The organism is Bradyrhizobium sp. CCGUVB23, from assembly GCF_024199885.1.
GTDB lineage: Bacteria > Pseudomonadota > Alphaproteobacteria > Rhizobiales > Xanthobacteraceae > Bradyrhizobium.
This window is the reverse complement of sequence record NZ_JANADQ010000001.1, coordinates 3,458,817-3,476,898: the sequence shown is the minus strand read 5'-3', so window position 1 is coordinate 3,476,898 and position 18,082 is coordinate 3,458,817. Positions and strand designations below refer to the sequence as shown.

Annotated in this window: 16 protein-coding genes; 6 read left to right on the top strand and 10 right to left on the bottom strand. The window is 63.8% G+C overall.

Translation table 11 applies throughout. The annotated features are described in order from the left end of the window. Both NLN62_RS15860 and NLN62_RS15855 read right to left on the bottom strand, forming a co-directional pair. Positions 1 to 1,302, bottom strand: coding sequence for an O-acetylhomoserine aminocarboxypropyltransferase/cysteine synthase family protein (locus NLN62_RS15860; RefSeq protein WP_027521656.1), 1,302 nt, complete (start codon positions 1,300 to 1,302; stop codon positions 1 to 3). A 178-nt stretch (positions 1,303 to 1,480) separates the two neighbouring features. Then, positions 1,481 to 2,416 (bottom strand): alpha/beta hydrolase, encoded by a 936-nt coding sequence (locus NLN62_RS15855; RefSeq protein WP_027521655.1) that lies wholly within the window; start codon positions 2,414 to 2,416, stop codon positions 1,481 to 1,483. A 153-nt stretch (positions 2,417 to 2,569) separates the two neighbouring features. Between NLN62_RS15855 and NLN62_RS15850 the strand changes: the two genes are divergently transcribed. Continuing rightward, a complete protein-coding gene (locus tag NLN62_RS15850; RefSeq protein ID WP_254109341.1) occupies positions 2,570 to 3,457 on the top strand; it encodes a branched-chain amino acid aminotransferase in 888 nt (295 codons plus the stop codon). A gap of 6 nt (positions 3,458 to 3,463) precedes the next feature. On the opposite strand, the gene NLN62_RS15845 is transcribed toward NLN62_RS15850, so the two are convergent. The 4 genes from NLN62_RS15845 to NLN62_RS15830 all read right to left on the bottom strand — a co-directional run bounded on the left by NLN62_RS15845 (position 3,464) and on the right by NLN62_RS15830 (position 7,500). Continuing rightward, positions 3,464 to 4,081 (bottom strand): trans-aconitate 2-methyltransferase, encoded by a 618-nt coding sequence (locus tag NLN62_RS15845; RefSeq protein WP_254109340.1) that lies wholly within the window; start codon positions 4,079 to 4,081, stop codon positions 3,464 to 3,466. Between the two features lie 237 nt (positions 4,082 to 4,318). Beyond that, positions 4,319 to 5,194 (bottom strand): acyl-CoA acyltransferase, encoded by an 876-nt coding sequence (locus NLN62_RS15840; RefSeq protein ID WP_254109339.1) that lies wholly within the window; start codon positions 5,192 to 5,194, stop codon positions 4,319 to 4,321. Between the two features lie 36 nt (positions 5,195 to 5,230). Continuing rightward, positions 5,231 to 6,211: an amino acid--[acyl-carrier-protein] ligase gene (locus NLN62_RS15835; RefSeq protein ID WP_027521651.1), complete on the bottom strand. Its 981-nt coding sequence runs from the start codon at positions 6,209 to 6,211 to the stop codon at positions 5,231 to 5,233. Positions 6,212 to 6,279: 68 nt separating this feature from the next. Further along, on the bottom strand, positions 6,280 to 7,500 hold the full coding sequence (locus tag NLN62_RS15830) for an acyl-CoA dehydrogenase family protein (protein WP_254109338.1): 1,221 nt from the start codon (positions 7,498 to 7,500) through the stop codon (positions 6,280 to 6,282). Between the two features lie 338 nt (positions 7,501 to 7,838). On the opposite strand from NLN62_RS15830, the gene NLN62_RS15825 reads away from it, so the two are divergent. The 3 genes from NLN62_RS15825 to mtnA all read left to right on the top strand — a co-directional run bounded on the left by NLN62_RS15825 (position 7,839) and on the right by mtnA (position 10,318). After that, positions 7,839 to 8,111, top strand: coding sequence for a phosphopantetheine-binding protein (locus NLN62_RS15825; RefSeq protein WP_027521649.1), 273 nt, complete (start codon positions 7,839 to 7,841; stop codon positions 8,109 to 8,111). A gap of 203 nt (positions 8,112 to 8,314) precedes the next feature. Next, a complete protein-coding gene (locus tag NLN62_RS15820; protein WP_254109337.1) occupies positions 8,315 to 9,190 on the top strand; it encodes an S-methyl-5'-thioadenosine phosphorylase in 876 nt (291 codons plus the stop codon). 18 nt (positions 9,191 to 9,208) lie between these two features. Continuing rightward, the gene (gene mtnA, locus NLN62_RS15815; RefSeq protein ID WP_254109336.1) at positions 9,209 to 10,318 is read left to right on the top strand and encodes an S-methyl-5-thioribose-1-phosphate isomerase; all 1,110 of its coding nucleotides are present in this window, start codon (positions 9,209 to 9,211) and stop codon (positions 10,316 to 10,318) included. Between the two features lie 123 nt (positions 10,319 to 10,441). Here mtnA and NLN62_RS15810 read toward each other — a convergent pair whose 3' ends face one another. Next, positions 10,442 to 11,077 (bottom strand): HAD-IA family hydrolase, encoded by a 636-nt coding sequence (locus NLN62_RS15810; RefSeq protein ID WP_254109335.1) that lies wholly within the window; start codon positions 11,075 to 11,077, stop codon positions 10,442 to 10,444. A 136-nt stretch (positions 11,078 to 11,213) separates the two neighbouring features. Here NLN62_RS15810 and NLN62_RS15805 point away from each other — a divergent pair, with 136 nt between their 5' ends. Together NLN62_RS15805 and NLN62_RS15800 are read left to right on the top strand one after the other, a co-directional pair. Continuing rightward, positions 11,214 to 11,975 carry a trypsin-like serine protease gene (locus NLN62_RS15805; protein WP_027521645.1) on the top strand — a complete coding sequence of 254 codons (762 nt, stop codon included), beginning with the start codon at positions 11,214 to 11,216 and terminating at the stop codon, positions 11,973 to 11,975. A gap of 119 nt (positions 11,976 to 12,094) precedes the next feature. Next, entirely contained in the window at positions 12,095 to 13,597 is a 1,503-nt protein-coding gene (locus NLN62_RS15800; protein ID WP_254109334.1) for an NAD(P)/FAD-dependent oxidoreductase, read from the top strand. 165 nt (positions 13,598 to 13,762) lie between these two features. Here NLN62_RS15800 and NLN62_RS15795 read toward each other — a convergent pair whose 3' ends face one another. From NLN62_RS15795 to NLN62_RS15785, 3 genes are all read right to left on the bottom strand, one after another. Then, the gene (locus NLN62_RS15795) at positions 13,763 to 14,584 is read right to left on the bottom strand and encodes an MlaD family protein (RefSeq protein WP_254109333.1); all 822 of its coding nucleotides are present in this window, start codon (positions 14,582 to 14,584) and stop codon (positions 13,763 to 13,765) included. Positions 14,585 to 14,669: 85 nt separating this feature from the next. Continuing rightward, on the bottom strand, positions 14,670 to 16,883 hold the full coding sequence (locus tag NLN62_RS15790; RefSeq protein WP_254109332.1) for an acetate--CoA ligase family protein: 2,214 nt from the start codon (positions 16,881 to 16,883) through the stop codon (positions 14,670 to 14,672). 122 nt (positions 16,884 to 17,005) lie between these two features. Continuing rightward, complete coding sequence (locus tag NLN62_RS15785; RefSeq protein WP_027521641.1) at positions 17,006 to 17,998, bottom strand: glycosyltransferase family 2 protein; 993 nt, start codon at positions 17,996 to 17,998, stop codon at positions 17,006 to 17,008. Between the last annotated feature and the right edge of the window lie 84 nt (positions 17,999 to 18,082).

Genomic DNA, 18,082 nt, shown 5'->3' with positions numbered 1-18,082 from the left:
CTACTCCGCAGCCTGAAGCCGTTCCGACGGGCGGGCCTTTGCCAGCGCCTGGTCGATGTCTTCGATGATGTCGGCGATATGCTCGATGCCGATCGAGAGGCGGATCGTCTCCGGCAGCACGCCGGCGGCACGCTGCTGCTCGGCCGACATCTGGCGGTGCGTGGTCGAGGCCGGATGACAGGCAAGCGATTTTGCGTCGCCGATGTTGACGAGCCGCGTGATCAGCTTCAGCGCGTCGTAGAATGCCTTGCCGGCTTCCATGCCGCCCTTGATGCCGAAGGTAAACAGGGACGAGCCGTTGCCCGCGAGATATTTCTGCACCAGCGGATAATACGGGCTGTCCGGGAAGCCTGCATAATTGACCCAGGCCACGCGCGGATCCGCGCGCAAGAATTCGGCGACCATGCGTGCGTTCTCGACATGGCGCTCCATGCGCAGTGCCACGGTCTCGATACCCTGCAGCAACAGGAAGGCGTTGAAAGGCGATAGCACCGAGCCCATGGTGCGCTGATAGATACTGCGCACGCGCTCGATGAAGGCGGTCTTGCCGAAGCGCTCGGCATAGACGAGGCCGTGATAGGACGCGTCGGGCGTGTTGAAGGCCGGGAAGCGCGCGGCGTGCTGCGCCCAGGGAAAACGCCCGGAGTCGACGATGGCCCCACCGAGCGTGGTGCCGTGGCCGCCCAGAAACTTCGTCAGCGAATGCACGGAAATGTCGGCGCCGTAGTCGAACGGCTTGAGCAGGATCGGCGTCGCCACCGTGTTGTCGACGATCAGCGGCACGCCATGGGCATGGGCGATCTTCGCCAGCGCCTCGATGTCGCAGACATTGCCGGCCGGGTTGCCGATGGTCTCGGCGAACACCGCGCGGGTGTTCTCGTCGATCAGGCGCGCGAGTGCATCGGGCTTGTCGCTCTCGGCGAAGCGGCCCGTGATGCCCTGGCGCGGCAGGATGTGGGAGAGCAGGGTGTGCGTGGTGCCGTAGAGCTGCGGCACGGAAACGATGTTGCCGCCGTGATCGGCGACGTTGACGAAGGCGAAATGCAGCGCCGCCTGTCCGGTTGCGACCGCAAGAGCGCCGACGCCGCCTTCGAGCTCGCTGATGCGCTTCTCGAGTACCGCGGTGGTCGGATTGGCGATGCGGCTGTAGCGATAGCCTTCCGCTTCGAGATTGAAGAGAGCTGCGCCATGATCGGCGCTATCGAACGCATAGGCCGCGGTCTGGTAGATCGGCACGGCGACCGCATGCGTGGTCGCTTCTGGTTCGTAGCCGGCGTGAATAGCGATCGTTTCGTTGCGCATCGTCCACCTCCGCGTCCGGCGGGTCGCACTTATTGGCACGTCAATGGATGTGCGTTATCCGCCGTCCTCGTGTTAGAGGCGGGTGGTAAAGCGGGCAATAATTCGTCTAGAGATCGACGAAGTAACCCTAACGATCGTTGTCGAATTAGCTAAAATTTGAACCAAATTGCGGGAGGGCTCACGCGCCCACGGCCCGCCGCACCTGTTCGCCGATCTGCGACAGCACGAGCTGCGCCTGCGGCAGGATCGCACCCATGGCATGGAAATTGTGAACCATGCCGTCGTGGCAGACATGCTCGACGACAACGCCGGCCGCCAGCAGCTTGCGTGCATAGGCGTTGCCTTCGTCGCGCATCGGGTCGAACTCGGCCGTGTGGATGATCGCCGGTGGCAAGCCCGTCAACCGCGACGCGCGGAGCGGCGAGATGCGGGGATCGGCGGCGTCGATGCCGTCGGGTAGATAATCGGCGAGATCGGCGTCGATCGTGACACGATCGATCAGGTAATTTTCGGCAAAGGCCTCGCGCGAGGGCGAGGTCTCCTCGAAATCAAGCACCGGGCAGATAAGGCATTGCGCGACGATGGAAAGGCCGGCGTTCTGCGTTGCCTCCTGGCACACGACGGCGGCAAGCGTTGCGCCGGCGGAATCGCCGCCGATCACCAGCCGCTCGGCGTCGATGCCGAGGAGAGAAGCGTTCCGCGCCACCCATTCGGTCGCAGCGATCGCATCGTCGATCGCGGCGGGGAATTTGTGCTCGGGCGCGAGCCGGTAGTCGACCGACACCAGGCGGCAATCGGTCACGTGCGCGATGCCGGCGGCGATGCGGTCATGGGTCTGGATGCTGCCGGCGACGAGCCCACCGCCGTGGAAGAACACGAAGCCCGGCGCCCGCGGTGCGGCGTTTTCCGGCGCATAGAGACGGTAAGCCAGCTCGCCGCCGGGGCCGGGCAGCGTGCCGTCCGATGTTGCAACGCCGGGAGCCTCCGCGCGCGCAAACTGCATCAGCTTCGCCAGCGATTGCCGTCGCGCCTCGACGCTGGGGCGGGCGCGCGCCGCGGGACCTGCCGCGGCCATCATGGTCAACAAGCGCTTTGCAAGTGGATCGAGCGGCATGGGGCACCAGTGAACGACAAATGATGGCCGGATATTACTGCAAATCTGAACGCGCGCGCACGCAGGTTAATGGTAGTTTCACGCAGGAAATCCTTTAGGAATTGGGCTAATAGTGACGCATATTGCGGCATCACAATCAGGGGAGGCCCGCTAATGGCCGAGAGCACAAAACCCATCGAATACTCGCCGAGCTGGACCTTTTTCGAAGGCAAGTGGCACGAAGGCAACGTGCCGATCATGGGACCGCGCACGCATGGCGCCTGGCTGGGCTCGGTCGTGTTCGACGGTGCCCGTGCGTTCGAAGGCGTTGCGCCCGATCTCGATCGCCACGTCGCCCGTGCCAATCAATCCGCGATCAATTTTGGCCTCAAGCCGGTGGTCGACACCGACAGCTGGATGACGCTCGCGCGCGACGGCATTGCGCGCTTTGCGCCGAACGCCGAGCTCTACATCCGTCCGATGTACTGGGCGCAGAACGGCGCGGGCGGCGGCGTGCTGTTCGATCCCGAAACCACCAACTGGTGCCTGTGTATCTACGAGGCGCCGATGCCAAAGCCGGTCGGCAACGCGATCACGCTGTCGCCGTTCCGCCGGCCGACGGCGGAATGCGCGCCGGTCGAGGCGAAGGCGGCCTGCCTCTATCCGAACAATTCGCGCGCGCTCGCCGAAGCCGCCTCCCGCGGCTTCCAGAACGCCCTGATGCTCGACATGCTCGGCAATGTCGCGGAGTTCGGCAATTCCAACGTGTTCATGGCAAAAGACGGCGTGGTCTACACGCCGGCGCCGAACGGCACGTTCCTGAACGGCATCACGCGCCAGCGCGTGATCGGCCTGCTGCGTGCCGACGGCGTCACAGTGGTCGAGAAGACCTTGCGCTATGCCGATTTCCTCGCCGCCGACGAGATCTTCTCGAGCGGCAACTTCGCCAAGGTCGCCCCCGTCATCCGTATCGACGAGCTCGAGTTGAAGCCGGGTCCGTTCTACACCAAGGCGCGCAAGCTCTATTGGGATTTTGCGCATGCCGTGAAGCTCGCGGCGTAGGACTGCTTACCTGAGCCTGCGAAAACGGCTGAACTGAAACGCCTGCGTCGAATCCCAGGGCGTGCGGTGGATGTCGTGACGTGTCTCCAGCAGCTCGAAATCCGGGCCGAGCTCTGTGGCGAGACTGTTGCCGTCATAGCGTTGCACCGGAAGGCCGCTGCATTTCTCGGGTCCGTCGAGCGCGAAGGTGCCGATGATGAGGTGACCGCCCTCGCGGACCGCCGACCGCAGGCGATCGATATACGCCTCCCGATCGGAAGGCTCGGTCAGGAAATGAAACGCGGCGCGGTCGTGCCAGATGTCGTATGTGCGTGACGGCCGCCATGTCGTGACGTCGGCAACGATCCAGTCGACGTGCGCCGCGGCAGGGCCGATGCGCGCCTTTGCAGTGTCCAGCGCATGGGCGGAAAGATCGAGCACCGCAATGGAACGATAGCCCTCCCGCAATAGCGCATCGACGAGGCGCGACGCGCCGCCGCCGATGTCGATGATGGCGGCGTCTCGTCCTGGATTGGCTGCGTGGATCATCTGAAGCGAGATGGCTGGGCTCTCCTGGAACCAGCTCACCTCGTTTTCGCCCTTGGTCGCGTAGACCTTTTCCCAATGTGTGCTGCGTTCGGACATGGGTTGGCTCCCCGTAATCGCTAGAGCTTACCACGTCGGCCGTGTCATTGGCCGTGAAAGGCGCGAGCTCGCCACACACCCAGCCGTCATCGCCCGGCTTGACCGGTTGAAACCGCCCAGTATTCCAGAGACAGTGATGGGATACGGACAGGCCGCGGCGTACTGGATGCCCCGGTCAAGCCGGGGCATGACGGTGGAGAGGGGGCAGACTTGCGATCTCTTGCCGCCCGCTGACCGCTACGGCCCGTACAGCACGAGCTCCGTGTCTGTGAGATCGGCCAGCTGCGGCCGGTGTGGGCCCTTGAAATATTTGCGGCCGCGCCGCTCGGTGTAGACGCCGGTGAGGCCGGGGATGGGACCGTTGGAAACGACGATGACAGAGATCTTGCCGAGCCGCAGCAGCAGGCGGCCGATGCGGCCGGCGCAGGTGACGAATTCGGCGACGCTGCGGCAATAGATCAGTTGCATCGCCGGCGGCGCGATCCAGCCGCGGCGGATGCGCACCGGTTGCAGGATGAAGGGGAACACGCCCTTCGGCGTGCGGACCACAAGGCTCAGGCAATTGTAGCGCGCATGCCGCGTCAAAAGCTCGGTTTCGGCCTCACCGAGGCCCTCGATTCGCTTGGCGTGCGGCGCGATCACCTCGATCTTGGTCCAGCGCGGCACGCGCGACAGCACCGGCACCGAGAAGTACAGGCCGCGGCAATAGGCTTTGAATCCCTGGGTCTCGATGATCGGCCAGGTCCACACCGCCGGGCTGATGTTGAGATAGGTCACGTCCTTGTGACGCTGCGCGATCTTGGTCAACAGCGGCGCGTAGTTGCGGAACGCCGGCTCGACATACCAGCTCGACAGGTTGCAATGGATGGCGATGGCCTCGCCGTCCTTGCGCGCCGTGTAGATCAGAAGCAGCACGCCGACCGGCAGGCCTTCATTGTCGAGCATGTAGCCGAAGCGCGGATAGCCCTCGGGCACGGGCCGGAAGGCCTGCCTGCGCAGGCCCTGGATCCAGTAGTCGCGCGAGCGGCCGACGAAGCCGCGCGTCAAGAGGTCCGCGATGGCATCGACATCGGACTCCGTGATCTCGCGGCATCGGACCTTGGTGTGGATCACGCTCGTAATGCCCGTGGAAATGATCGGCCTCGTCGCTTAGCGCCAGCCTTCGACATGGGCGTCAGTCGCCACATGCGGCGACAGGCCCAGGATATCCCGCACCTTGGCGGGCCAGGCGGAAAGATCGGTGCCGTGGGTGTGGAACATCGCAACGGCGAGGCGGTCCATGCCGAAGGCGACGCAGCCCGTGTGGGCGGGCTCGCCATTGGCGTCCTGGATGCCCCAGGTCGTGCCGAAGTGCTCGCGATGATAGTTGAAGCTCATGCAGGCCGTCGGCTGCTCTTCCGAGCGCAGCGGGATGAGCAGCTCGAACTTGAGCTGCTGCTGCTTCTGGCTCACCGCCTTCATCTGGCCGACGCGGCCGAAGAAGGGATCGCTGGCATAGTCGACGCGGAAGGTGAGACCGAGATCACGTGCGATTGCCTGCGCGCGCACCATCCAGCGCTCGCGGAAATCGGCAACGTCATCGGGGCTGCCGATGCAGACATATTCGCGCATCCGGAACGATTGCAACCGGTCGAGATGACGCGACGGCTCGCGGCGGAAGCAGTCGGCGGCGACGTCGAAGCGCAGGCCGCCCTTCGGCAGCTGCCCGCGGCTCGCGGCGATCGGATAGACGGGATAGCAGGCCGCCGGTGACAGCACGAGATCGGCGGGCGAGAGCGATGTGGTCCAGTCGCCGCCGGCGTCGAAACGGCTCACGGCGGCGTTGATCTCGCGCTCGGTTCCATGCAGGCCGCAGACGCAGCCGAGCAGGTTCGGGAAGCTTTTGAGATAACCGGATTTCTCCAGCTGCGCCCGGCTCATGACCGGCGGAAAGCGCATCACCTCGGTGCCGGCCTCACGGTGCCGCGTGATCAGCGCGGCGAGCCGCTCCACGACATCCTCATAGAGCGCGGTGCGGGCGTAGACGCCGTCCGAACCCATGCGGTGGAACAGCACGTCGGTGAGATGGTCGAGCGGATCGATGGCTTGCGGCGCAGTGTCGGGCGAGGTCGGGAGAACGGCAACGTTCATGGCCAAAACTTCCTGTTATCTGCAATTCTTCTTGTTGGTCGCGTAGGCTCGTCGGTCTCGAAGGCTTGTCAGTCGCGAAGGCTTGCCGGCACGCCGCTCATCAAGGTCGAGGTCGCGGCGTTGGCAAGGATGCGGTCATTGCTGATCATGATCGGTGCGGACAGCACGTCACGTAAGTGGCGGCCCATGGTGAAGTCGCCGTCGTTGCGGTAGCCGGCAAGGCCGGTCGTGCGCATCGCGTGCATCACGGTCTCGACCGCAAGCTCGGAGGCCTGCACCTTGAGGAGCGTGATCGAAGACTGGAAATCGAGCGAGCCGAGCGCGCGCTCGTCATGCTCGTGATGGGCGAAGGCGTCGATATTGGAGGCGATCAGCGCGCGGAGCTTTGCCAGCGACATCTTCGCGGCGGTGAAATGGGCCGCTGCCGGCGGCATCTGCCCGCCGGAGGCACGTGCCGCCTTGCGGACGAATGCCTGCGCGCGCGTCACGGCGGCAGCCGCAACGCCGGCCCAGGCCGACGACCAGCACAGATGCGCGAACGGCGTCATCGTCTGTGCGTGGATCTTGTCATAGGATTCCGGGAAGACGCGGTCGGCGGGGCAGTCGACCCTCAGCTCGAAGCCGGTCGAGCAGGTGCCGCGCATGCCGAGCGTTTCCCAGCCCAGCGTCCGCTTCAGCGAATAATCGTCCCTGGCGAGCGCCAGCAGCACCTGGTCGGAGGCGACTGCATCACCCGCGCGGCGCGCGATGGTGACGAGGCCGTCGGCCTCCGCGCCGTAGGAGATCACGGTGGCATCGCGCGTCAACGCGATCATGTCACCTTCATGATCGACCGCGGCCGCGCTCGCGCGGATATTGCCGCCGTTCTGGCCTTCGGTGGTGGAGGAGGCGAGCAGCCACTGGTCGCGGCCGACCCGGCGCATCATGGTTTCCATCCAGGGAATGCCGTGGCCGTGTCTGATAACGCAGGCGACCTTCGTCGTATGCATCGCATAGATCATTGCGGTCGAAGCGCAGGCGCGCCCGAGCGTGTAGCAGATGTCGGTGACGTCGTAGATCGAGGCACCGAAGCCGCCGAATTCGACGGGGATCATCACGCCGAGCAGTTTTTGTTCGCGCGCGGCGTCGAATGCCTTGTTGGGAAAGCGGCCGTCGCGATCGACGCTCTCGGCTTCGCCGGCGGCCACCGTCGCCATGCGCGCGGCGCGCTCCACCAGAGAAGGGCTGTGATCGAGAAAGCTTGCCTGAGCGTCGTCGACAGGTTGAAGGGCCGCTTCACGCACGTTCATGCTGGTTCGCCTCCGGTTCGTCGTTCGAGATCGGTCACGCCGTGACGATCATCCGACCATGTTTGCTTGGCCTGGAGGCTTACGGATTTAATTCAAATTCGTCGACGAAATTGAAGGTAAACAAGGCCTAATTCGGAACGAGCAGTTAAGACCTGGTTTTTTGCGCCACCGGACTTTCCGAGATCGCGTTAACAATGCAAGGAAGCCACGAGTTTTAGTCAATCTGAGTCATCGTTTACTAAGAAACGCGAGTTAAGAGTCGCGCCCATTGCGGGATCGGCCCGTCATGCCCATCGTAGACGGCGCTCCGGACCTTATCAGAGGATGGGATATTGCAGATGCAGGCGTTCGATACCGATGTGCGGGATCGCATCATCAAGCTGGTGAAGGGCATCCTCGAACAGAATTCGCTCGCCGCGGATGTGAAGCCGGGTGCGCGCCTCGTCGACATCGGCCTCACCTCGATGGACATGGTCAACCTGATGCTCGGCGTCGAAGCCGAGTTCGACTTCACCATCCCGCAATCCGAAATCACGCCGGAGAATTTCCAGTCGGTCGATACGCTGCATCGGATGGTGGCGAGCCAGTTGCAGCCGGCGACGGCGGCGTAGCCGAAGACCCCGTCATTCCGGGGCGATGCGCAGCATCGAACTATGGTGCGCAATTGCGCACCTGAGAATCTCGAGATTCCGGGTTCGTCGGTAAGGCGATGCCCCGGAATGACGCCCTCAACGGGCGGCCTCCCCGTTCCAAATCGGTCCGAAAACTGGCATAGCTTAACCACGTTGCACATCGCGGACGGGGTGAAGCAGGCATGACGCAGGCGGTATTGGGCATCATCGGCGGCTCCGGCATCTACGACCTGCCGGGACTCGAGAGTGCGCACGAAGAGGTGATCGAAAGCCCCTGGGGCGAGCCGTCGGCGCCAGTCAGGCGCGGCACCATCGCCGGTCTGCCGATCGTGTTCCTGCCGCGGCATGACAAGGGCCACCGCCTGTCGCCCTCCGACATCAACTATCGCGCCAATATCGACGTCCTGAAGCGCGCCGGTGTTACCGACCTGGTTTCGCTGTCGGCCTGCGGTTCCTTCAAGGAGGAACTGCCGCCCGGCACCTTCGTGCTCATCGATCAGTTCGTCGACCGCGCTCACAAGCGCGAGAGTTCGTTCTTCGGCAAGGGGTGCGTCGCGCATGTGTCGATGGCGCATCCGGTCTCGCCGCGGCTGCGTATCCATCTCGCGGCCGCGGCCGAAGCCGAAGGCATCGCAATTGCGCGCGGCGGCACCTATGTCTGCATGGAGGGGCCGCAATTCTCGACGCTTGCGGAAAGCATGACCTACAAGACGCTGGGTTATTCCGTGATCGGCATGACCAACATGCCCGAGGCCAAGCTCGCCCGCGAGGCGGAGATCTGCTACGCCACCGTTGCCATGGTGACGGACTTCGATTGCTGGCATCCCGATCACGACGCCGTCACCGTTCAGGATATCATCCGTGTTCTGACGTCGAACGCGGACAAGGCCAAGGCCCTGGTGGCGCGGCTGGCAAAGGATTTTCCGCGCGAGCATGAGCCGTGCCCGATCGGCTCGGACCGCGCGCTTGACACGGCGCTGATCACCGCGCCCGAGGCGCGTGATCCGGAACTTCTCAGGAAGCTCGATGCCGTGGCGGGACGCGTGCTCCGCGCATAGGACGAAAGGCAGAACGCCATGAAGGTCGACGGCAAGCATTATCGCAGCATCTGGCGCGAGCGCGACGGCTGGTCGGTCGGTGCCATCGACCAGCGCCGGCTGCCGCACGAATTCGTCATCGCCCGTCTCACCACGAGCGAGGAAGCGGCCGACGCTATCCGCACCATGCTGGTGCGTGGTGCTCCGCTGATCGGCGCCACGGCTGCATTCGGCATGGCGCTCGCCATGCGCGAGGATAGTTCGGATGCAGGGTTGATGCGCGCCTACGAGACGCTGGTGGTGGCGCGCCCCACAGCCATCAATCTCAAATGGGCGCTCGACGAGATGCGCGCCACGCTCGCGCCGATCGATCCCCCGGAGCGCGCCGAAGCGGCTTACGCGCGCGCCGACGAAATTCTGGAGCAAGATGTCGAGATCAATCGGGGCATTGCCCGCAATGGTCTCGAACTGATCGAGGCCATTGCCGCGAGAAAGAAACCAGGCGACACCATCAACGTGCTGACCCATTGCAATGCCGGCTGGCTTGCTACCGTCGACTGGGGCACCGCGACGGCGCCGATCTATCTGGCGCATGATCGCGGCATCAAGATCCATGTCTGGGTCGACGAGACCCGTCCGCGCAACCAGGGCGCCTCGCTCACCGCCTGGGAGCTCGGGCACCACGGCGTGCCGCACACGGTGATCCCCGATAACACCGGCGGTCACTTGATGCAGCACGGCATGGTCGACCTTGCCATCGTCGGCACCGATCGCGTCGCGGCCAATGGCGACGTCTGCAACAAGATCGGCACTTACCTGAAGGCACTCGCCGCGCACGACAACAATGTGCCGTTCTACGTCGCGCTGCCGTCGCCGACGATCGATTTCGCGGTCAAGGACGGCATCCGCGACATCCCGATCGAGCAGCGCAGCGCCATCGAGGTCACCGACATGACCGGCCGCACCGCCGACGGGCGGCTCGAGACGGTGCGGATCGTGCCCGAGGGTTCGCCGGTCGCCAACTATGGCTTCGACGTGACGCCGGCGCGGCTGGTGACGGGCTTGATCACGGAGCGTGGCGTGCTGAAACCAGATCGCGCCTCGCTCGCCGCCGCCTTCCCGGAGCGGATTGCGACTGCGGCGGAGTAAAGCGCTTGACGAAGGAGGCCGCCGCAATCTCGTCATTGCGAGCGCAGCGAAGCAATCCAGAATCCCTCCGCGAAGACAGTCTGGATTGCTTCGTCGCTCCGCTCCTCGCAATGACGAGTTGAACTAGCCGAGCTTCAATCCCGTGGCTGCCTCGAGTTCCGCGATCGCCTGCGCGCCGCTTACGACCCTGATCGTCGTCATCCCCATCTCGCGCGCCGGCTTCAAATTGACGCCGAGATCGTCAAGATAGACGCAAGCGTTCGGATCGACCTGCAGCGCCTCGACCATCATGCTGTAGATCCGTGGATCCGGCTTGCGCAGGCCGATCTTGGCGGACTCGATGACGTGATCGAACAACGCCATCACCTCGGCGACATAGAGTGTGCGGCCGGTCATGCTGCCGATGGCGTTGGCGGGAAGATTATTGGTGATGCAGCCGGTCTTGAAACGCGCCTTGATCCGCTTCAACGCCTCGACCATCTCAGGCCGCAGATTGCCTTGCAACAGCGGCAACACGTCGCGACCACGCACCTCCGCTCCCAGCGCAAGCGATTCCGCTGCGAACAGCCGGTCAAATGTCTCGATGTCGACCTCGGCGCGCTCGAACTTCGCCCAGGCGTTTTCGAGATGATTGGCGGCATTGGTGCGGCGGATGATGTCGGCGGGCAGGCCGCGCTCCTGCTCAAAGCGCGTGAAGGCCTCGAAGGGTGAGCTCGTCAACACGCCGCCAAAGTCAAAGATCACAGCCCCGATCGCCACCGTCCTGCCCTCGTCGATATCAGGTGAAAACCGCTAGCACGCTGCCGCCGCAACGGCCAGCACGAAGGATGTCTTTCAAGGCTCTCTTCTAAGCGTCTCTTGGCTAACGGCGTCCCAGCGGCTACCACACTAGCCCATGAACAAGACGTCCATCCTGCTCGCAGCGGCGGCGCTGCTCTTCACCGCACCCGCCCAGGCCATCGTCGGCGGCGGCACGCCGCAATCCGAAGGCGTCGCGCGTTCCATCGTCACGATCGTCGGATCGCGCGGCAATTTCTGCACCGGCAGCCTGATCGCAGCGAGGCTGGTGCTCACCGCAGCACACTGCGTGCAGCCCGGTGCGGAGTACAAGATCCTCGACTATGCCGCCGACCGCAAACCGCAATTGCAGAACGTGCGTGCGGTCGCGATCCATCCGAGCTTCAACATGCAGGCCATGCAGTCGCATCGCGCGACCGCCGATGTGGCGCTGTTGCAACTCGAAATTCCACTCAAAGGAAAATCAACATCGCAGATCGGTGCGCCGCAAATTCCGATTGTGGTCGGTGGCCGCTTCACCATCGCAGGCGTCGGCGTCACGGTGCCTGGCGACGGCAAGAGCGGCGGCATGACGCGCGTTGCGGGCCTCGTCGTGGCGGGCCAGCCCGGTACGCTGCAAATGAGGCTCGTGGACCCCGTAACCAACGGCGTTCGCGCCGGAATCGGCGCCTGCACCGGCGATTCCGGCGGTCCCGCGTTCGAGGACAAGCCGAACGGTCCCGTCGTCGTCGGCGTCATCAGCTGGTCGACGGGGCCGAATGGCAGCGCGGGCTGCGGCGGCTTGACCGGCGTCACGCCGCTCACGCTCTACCGCGACTGGATTCTGCAGACAGCGCGGAGCTGGGGTGCGGCGCTGTGATTTGATTGCGATTTGATCTATGCCATTTTGAAGCGGAAGCGCGGCGGGCGACCATGAACCCCTCGCGGAGGAAACGCGTCGCCTGATCAAGGGCGGCCTCAAAAGGCAAAGAATCAACAATGAATGTCGCCGTCCGTACTCAGCCCACCACGCAGCAAGTCACTGAACATTTCGATGTCCTGATCGTCGGCGCCGGCATTTCCGGCATCGGCAGCGCCTATCACCTGACAAAGCAGCTTCCTGGCACGAGCTTCGTCATCCTGGAAACCAAGGACAGCTTCGGCGGCACCTGGATCACGCACCGCTATCCCGGCATCCGGTCCGACAGCGATCTCCACACCTTCGGCTATCGCTTCAAGCCCTGGGTCGGACCGCCGATTGCGACTGCCGAGGAGATCCTCGCCTATATGAACGACGTGATCGAAGAGAACGATCTCGGCAAGCACATCCGCTACAAGCACAAGATCAATTCGGCACGCTGGTCGAGCGAAACCAATCGCTGGACCATCGAAGCGATAACGACCGATACCGGCGAGGCCAAGACCTTCACCGCGAATTTCCTCTGGATGTGTCAGGGCTATTATCGCCATTCCGAAGGTTATACGCCGGAATGGAAGGGCATGGACCGGTTCAAGGGCAGCATCGTCCATCCACAGAACTGGCCGGATGATCTCGATCTCACCGACAAGAAGGTCGTGGTGGTTGGTTCGGGTGCAACCGCTGCGACGCTGCTGCCGAATATCGCCGACAAATGCGCGCACGCCACCATGCTGCAGCGCTCTCCGACCTATTTCCGTATCGGCCGCAACGCCATCGAGATCGCAGAGGAATTGCGCAAGCTTCAGGTGGATGAGGAATGGATCCACGAGATCGTCCGGCGGAAAATCCTGTTCGAGCAGGACGCGTTCACAAAGCTCTGTGTCGCCAAGCCTGACCAGGTGAAGAAGGAGCTTATCGGGCAGATCTCCGCGATCCTCGGTCCGGACTACGATGTCGAGACGCATTTTACGCCGACATATCGGCCGTGGCGGCAGCGCATCGCCTTCGTGCCCGATGCCGATCTGTTCAAGGGCATCGCCAGCGGCAAGGCCTCGGTCGTCACCGACGAGATCGAATGCTTCGTCGAGGACGGCATCCAGCTCAAATCCGGCAAGCTGCTCGAGGCGGACGTCATCGTCACCGCGACCGGCTTCAATCTCGCCGCGCTCGGCGACATCGCCTTCGAAATCGACGGCAAGCCGCTCGCCTTCGGCGGCACGGTCACCTATCGCGGCATGATGTTCACGGGCGTGCCGAACATGGTCTGGGTCTTCGGCTATTTCCGCGCCAGCTGGACGCTGCGCGTCGATCTCGTCGCCGACTTCGTCTGCCGGCTGCTCGGCCATATGAAGGACAAGGGCGCCAAGAAGATCGAGGTCAAGCTGCGCCCCGAAGACCACAACATGCCGATCCTGCCCTGGATCGATCCGGAAAACTTCAACCCCGGCTACATGATGCGCAACATGGACCTGCTGCCGAAGCGCGGCGACAAGCCGGAATGGCAGCACAGCCAGGATTACTGGACCGAGAAGGACGAGATCCCGAGGACGGATCTGGACGACAAGGCGTTTGTCTACGGGTGAGGTAGGTGCGTCTAGCCCCACACTCTGCCGTCGTCCCGGCGAAGGCCTGGACCCAACCCCAGGGAAGAGTCGTGGCGTGTGCCAATAACCGCGAGTCTTCGCCAAACCATGCCCTGGGGTTGATCTGCGCTTGCTCTGCTCGCTTGTCCGGGGCGACGCGTAGCGTCACTGCTTCTGCTGCTGCGGCTTGCGCGGCGGGCGAGGGGCTACCGGCGTGCCGGCCATCTTGTTGGCGGCTTCGCTGATCTCGAGGAGGGTGCGGCGCCCGTCCTCGATGAAGCTCGCCGACTTCTTCTTCATGGTGTCGGCTAGCTCGCGCAGTCCCTTCACTTTCTCGAACAGCTCGTCGGCCTTGCCGTCGGCGAAGCCGGGTACGACGTTTTCGATCTTCGTGACCGCATTGTCGAAACTCGCGAAGCCCTTGTCGATCTTGCCCATCACGGCGTCGATCTCTTCGCCCTTGCCCTTGAGGTCGGCGGTATAGTCTTCGAATGTGCGCAGGCCGTCCTTGATCGCGCCCGAGTTGCTCACGATCATGCGGTCGACATTGTGCAGGGTCTCGACGATCGACTCGGCGTCGCTGAGATCGGCCGTCAGCACAGGAATGCCGTCTTCATCCAGCGGCACGGGCGGTGCCGAGGGCGCGCCGCCGATCAGCGAGATCGCGGCGATGCCGGTCAGGCCCTGGAACTCGATGCCCGCCACGGTGTCCTTGCGGATCGGCGCTGCGTTATCGAGCATGACGAGCGCGACGATCTTGCGCGGATTGTCGAGCTTGATCGAGAGGATCTGGCCGGCCGGCACGCCGTCGAAATTCACCGGGCCGCCCCGGCGTAGGCCGCTGGCCGAGCCGCCCTCGAACACCACGCGCAGCTGGCTGCGGCTCTGGGCCGCGCGATATTTCTGCACGCCAAGCAGCCCGCCGAACGCCACGGCGATCGCCAGCAGCGTCACGGTTCCGATCATCAAATTACGTCTGCGCGCCATTATCCGTTCCGACCCGCGCCCCGCCGCCGAGGAAAGCGGAGCCGCGCGCCGATTTTATGGGCAAAGCGCGGCCAGTGGAAGCCGATCAATGCCCGGCCGCGCGCCGGGCGGCCGCGTTGTTCAGGACGATCAATGCGTCTACGGCGACACCGGTCCTGGCATTGATCAGGAAGGGGTTAACGTCGATCGAGGCGATCCGGTCGCCGGCGTCCGCGATCAGGTTGGAGAGGCCGACCAGGGCCTTCACGACGGAGGCCTCGTCCAGCTTCGGCTTGCCGCGATAGCCGCGCATCTTGACGCCAGCCTTGGTGCGGCCGATCAACTGCCGTGCCTCCGCCGCATTGAGCGGCGCGCCGGCCAACGCGACGTCCTTCATCAGCTCGATGTCGACGCCGCCGGTGCCGAACAGCACCACCGGTCCCATCTCGGCGTCGAGCGAGGCGCCGACCACGAGCTCGAGATCGGCCTTGACCTGCTGAGCGATCAGGATGCCGTCGAGCCTGGGCTTTCCCTTCAGCTTCTTGACCCGCGCGGTGATGTCGTTGAACGCCTGCTTCACCTCGTTCGCGCTGTTGAGATTGAGCACGACGCCGCCGATGTCGGACTTGTGCAGGATCTCGGCGCTCACGACCTTGGCGACCACGGGGAAACCGATCTGCTTGGCGATCTTCACGGCCTCGGCCGGCGTCTGCGCGATCCCTTCCTTGGAAATCGGGATGCCGTAGGCCTTCAACAGCTTCTTCGATGCGACCTCATCGAGCGCGGCGCCGTTCGCCGCCTTCAGCGTCTTCTCCAGCAAGGTGCGCGCCGCGCGCTTCGAGCTTGCGACGACATCGGGCACTTCCTTGGCGAGCTTTGCGTAGTCGAGCAGCGACTTGATCGCGGTCACCGCGCGGTCGAGGCCCTGCATCACTGCGATATGCGGCAGCGATTTGCGCAAGGCTTTTGTAAAATCGGTGAAGCCGATCGACATCGCGCTGATGTAGATTACCGGCTTTGCATCCCAGCTCGCCATCTCGTTGACGATGCGCAGGTTACGCTCGCGCTGCTCATGCGGCGCCTTCGGCAGCTCGGCGTCGATGATGACGATGTCGATGTCGGGATCATCGATCATCAGCTTGATCGATCTCATGTAGACGGAGGGATCGACCACTGCGGCAAAGCCGGCGTCGAGCGGATTGCCGACGATCGAGCCGGGACCCAGCATCTTTGCGAGCTCGCCGCTGACATGCGGGCTCAGCGGCGCAAAGTCGAGCCCGGCCGCGTAGAAGGCATCGATCAGGAGCCCGCGCTTGCCGCCCGAGAGCGTCACCGCCGCAAGGCGATTGCCTTTCGGCACAGTGCTGTGCACGAAGCATTCCGTGGTCTCGATCAGCTCGTCGAGGCCGCGCACCCGGATCACGCCCTCCCGCGTTGCGACGGCGTCGAAGGTTTCGATGGAGCCCGCAAGCGCGCCGGTATGCGCCATTGCCGCCGCCCGGCCGCCTTCGGAGGCGCCGAGCTTGAGCGCGATCACCGGTTTGCTGGCGGCACGCGCCGCCTTGCAGGCATCGCGAAACGCCTTGGTGTTGCGCACGCCCTCGAGATAGACGACGATCACGCGGATGCTCGGATCCTCGGCGAAATAGCGCATGAGGTCCGGTGTCTCGAGTCCGGCCTCGTTGCCCGTTGTCACCATGTAGCCGACGCCGACGCCGCGATCCTCCAGCGCCTGGCGGATCGCCATCACGATGGCCCCGGATTGTCCGGCGATCGCCACCGCGCCCTGGTCCATGGTGACGACGCGATCGTCGATATTGGTGAAGAGGTTTTCGCCGGCGCTCAAGTTGCCGAGGCAGTTCGGCCCGGTGACGGCGAGCCCGGTCTCGCGTATCGCCTGCTGCAATTCGCTAGCGAGTTTCTGGCTCTCCTCATCCTGCAACTCGCTGAAGCCCGAGGTAACGATGGTGGCCGAGCGTGCGCCGGCTGCGGCCGCGTCGCGGATCACCTGCACGGCGAAGCGCGCCGGCACCAGAACCAGCACGTGATCGGGCCGCTCGGGAAGGCTTGCAAAATCCTTGTAGCAGGTCACGCCCCAGATCGTTTCGCGCTTCGCGTTGATCGGAAACAGCGAGCCTGCGAATCTGTACTTGATCAGGTTGTTCCAGATGCGCTCGGCGTAGTTGCCGGGCTTGTCGGTGGCGCCGACCAGCACGATGTTGCGCGGATGCAGCATCGCGTGGATACCCTTCACGACGTCGCTGGCATCGGGAGCTGGAGACCATGGCAGGGCGGTTGCAGCGGTTACCTTTGCTTCCATGGTTCCTCACCTTGTTCTTCTTGGCGTGCGTTCTTGTTGGCACGTCCGCTTTTGTAGGGTGAGTTCGAACGAGTGGCAACCGCGCGGCGCGAATGCCGTCGCGCGGAATAGGCCTGCCTCAATCAGTATTTCAGGAGACCGAGCTTGTAGCCGTAGTGATAGGCGATCTGGAGCGCGAGATAGGGGGCGATGACACGGCGGATCTCGGCCTGCGTCGGATCGAAGCCCAGCACGCGCCGCCGCAGAATTCCCATCTCCTTGACGCCCACCGCATAAGTGGCGGCGGTCTTCTGCGCATCGTGGATGCGGAAGCACGATAAGAAGCGCGGCAGACGAACGAATTTGAAGCCCGCCGCCTGCGCGCGAAGGATGAAGTCCCAGTCCAGCGCAAAATGGAAACTTTCGTCGATCGGCCCGACCTTGTCCCACACCCGCTTGCGCCAGAACATGGTCTCCTGCGGAATGTAGTCGGCATATCTGAGCGTCTTGCCGTGATAGGGCGGCAGCACGGCCCGGCCGACCTCCAGCCCGTCGCGATCGACGAACACGCGATGCCCATAGACGATGTCGACGTCCGGATGCGACATGAAATAGTTGGCGACATAGGCGAGCGTGCCGGGCAGCAGCATGTCGTCGCTGTTGAGGTAGGCCATGATCTCGCAGTCGACGCCGGAAAAGGCGATATTGATGGCGTTGGACTGGCCCTTGTCGGGCTCGCTGCACCAGCTCAGGCCGTTGCCGCGCCTGCTCAGCAGCTCAGCCGTTCCGTCGATCGAGGCGCCATCCTGCACGTGATAGTGCAGGTTCGGATAGTTCTGGTTGAGGATGCTGTCGATGGTGGCGTCGAGATAGTGCACGTGATTGTAGCTCGGCGTCACCATCGCGATGCGCGGTGCGTTCGCGGGCGCCGATGGCGCGGGCTGAAAGCCGTTCGCGTTGAGCAGGCGCGGCGGATATTGCTCGAACGTCCACATCGGCGGTCGTCGCCAGAGACTGCGCAACGACTCCCGTCGTTGTCCCGCGGCGATGAGATGCTGGTTTCTCTCCAGAAGTGCGATACGGCCTTCGATCTGATCGAGCTGTTGCAAGACCTTCTGCTTGAATTCGTCGTCCATCAATAAAGTTCCGCAACAGGAATGCAGTATCAAAAATCGCCCCGGCGAAGCCGCTCGCCACAAGTCGTTCTCTATAGGTCTACT

What these genes read in the sequence shown, in the direction of transcription:
- NLN62_RS15835 (WP_027521651.1), bottom strand. Translation starts at nt 6,211, where the DNA reads ATGAACGTTGCCGTTCTCCCGACCTCGCCCGACACTGCGCCGCAAGCC.
- NLN62_RS15800 (WP_254109334.1), top strand. Translation starts at nt 12,095, where the DNA reads ATGAATGTCGCCGTCCGTACTCAGCCCACCACGCAGCAAGTCACTGAA.
- NLN62_RS15820 (WP_254109337.1), top strand. Translation starts at nt 8,315, where the DNA reads ATGACGCAGGCGGTATTGGGCATCATCGGCGGCTCCGGCATCTACGAC.
- NLN62_RS15850 (WP_254109341.1), top strand. Translation starts at nt 2,570, where the DNA reads ATGGCCGAGAGCACAAAACCCATCGAATACTCGCCGAGCTGGACCTTT.
- NLN62_RS15790 (WP_254109332.1), bottom strand. Translation starts at nt 16,883, where the DNA reads ATGGAAGCAAAGGTAACCGCTGCAACCGCCCTGCCATGGTCTCCAGCT.
- NLN62_RS15860 (WP_027521656.1), bottom strand. Translation starts at nt 1,302, where the DNA reads ATGCGCAACGAAACGATCGCTATTCACGCCGGCTACGAACCAGAAGCG.
- NLN62_RS15825 (WP_027521649.1), top strand. Translation starts at nt 7,839, where the DNA reads ATGCAGGCGTTCGATACCGATGTGCGGGATCGCATCATCAAGCTGGTG.
- mtnA (WP_254109336.1), top strand. Translation starts at nt 9,209, where the DNA reads ATGAAGGTCGACGGCAAGCATTATCGCAGCATCTGGCGCGAGCGCGAC.
- NLN62_RS15805 (WP_027521645.1), top strand. Translation starts at nt 11,214, where the DNA reads ATGAACAAGACGTCCATCCTGCTCGCAGCGGCGGCGCTGCTCTTCACC.
- NLN62_RS15830 (WP_254109338.1), bottom strand. Translation starts at nt 7,500, where the DNA reads ATGAACGTGCGTGAAGCGGCCCTTCAACCTGTCGACGACGCTCAGGCA.
- NLN62_RS15855 (WP_027521655.1), bottom strand. Translation starts at nt 2,416, where the DNA reads ATGCCGCTCGATCCACTTGCAAAGCGCTTGTTGACCATGATGGCCGCG.
- NLN62_RS15845 (WP_254109340.1), bottom strand. Translation starts at nt 4,081, where the DNA reads ATGTCCGAACGCAGCACACATTGGGAAAAGGTCTACGCGACCAAGGGC.
- NLN62_RS15785 (WP_027521641.1), bottom strand. Translation starts at nt 17,998, where the DNA reads ATGGACGACGAATTCAAGCAGAAGGTCTTGCAACAGCTCGATCAGATC.
- NLN62_RS15795 (WP_254109333.1), bottom strand. Translation starts at nt 14,584, where the DNA reads ATGGCGCGCAGACGTAATTTGATGATCGGAACCGTGACGCTGCTGGCG.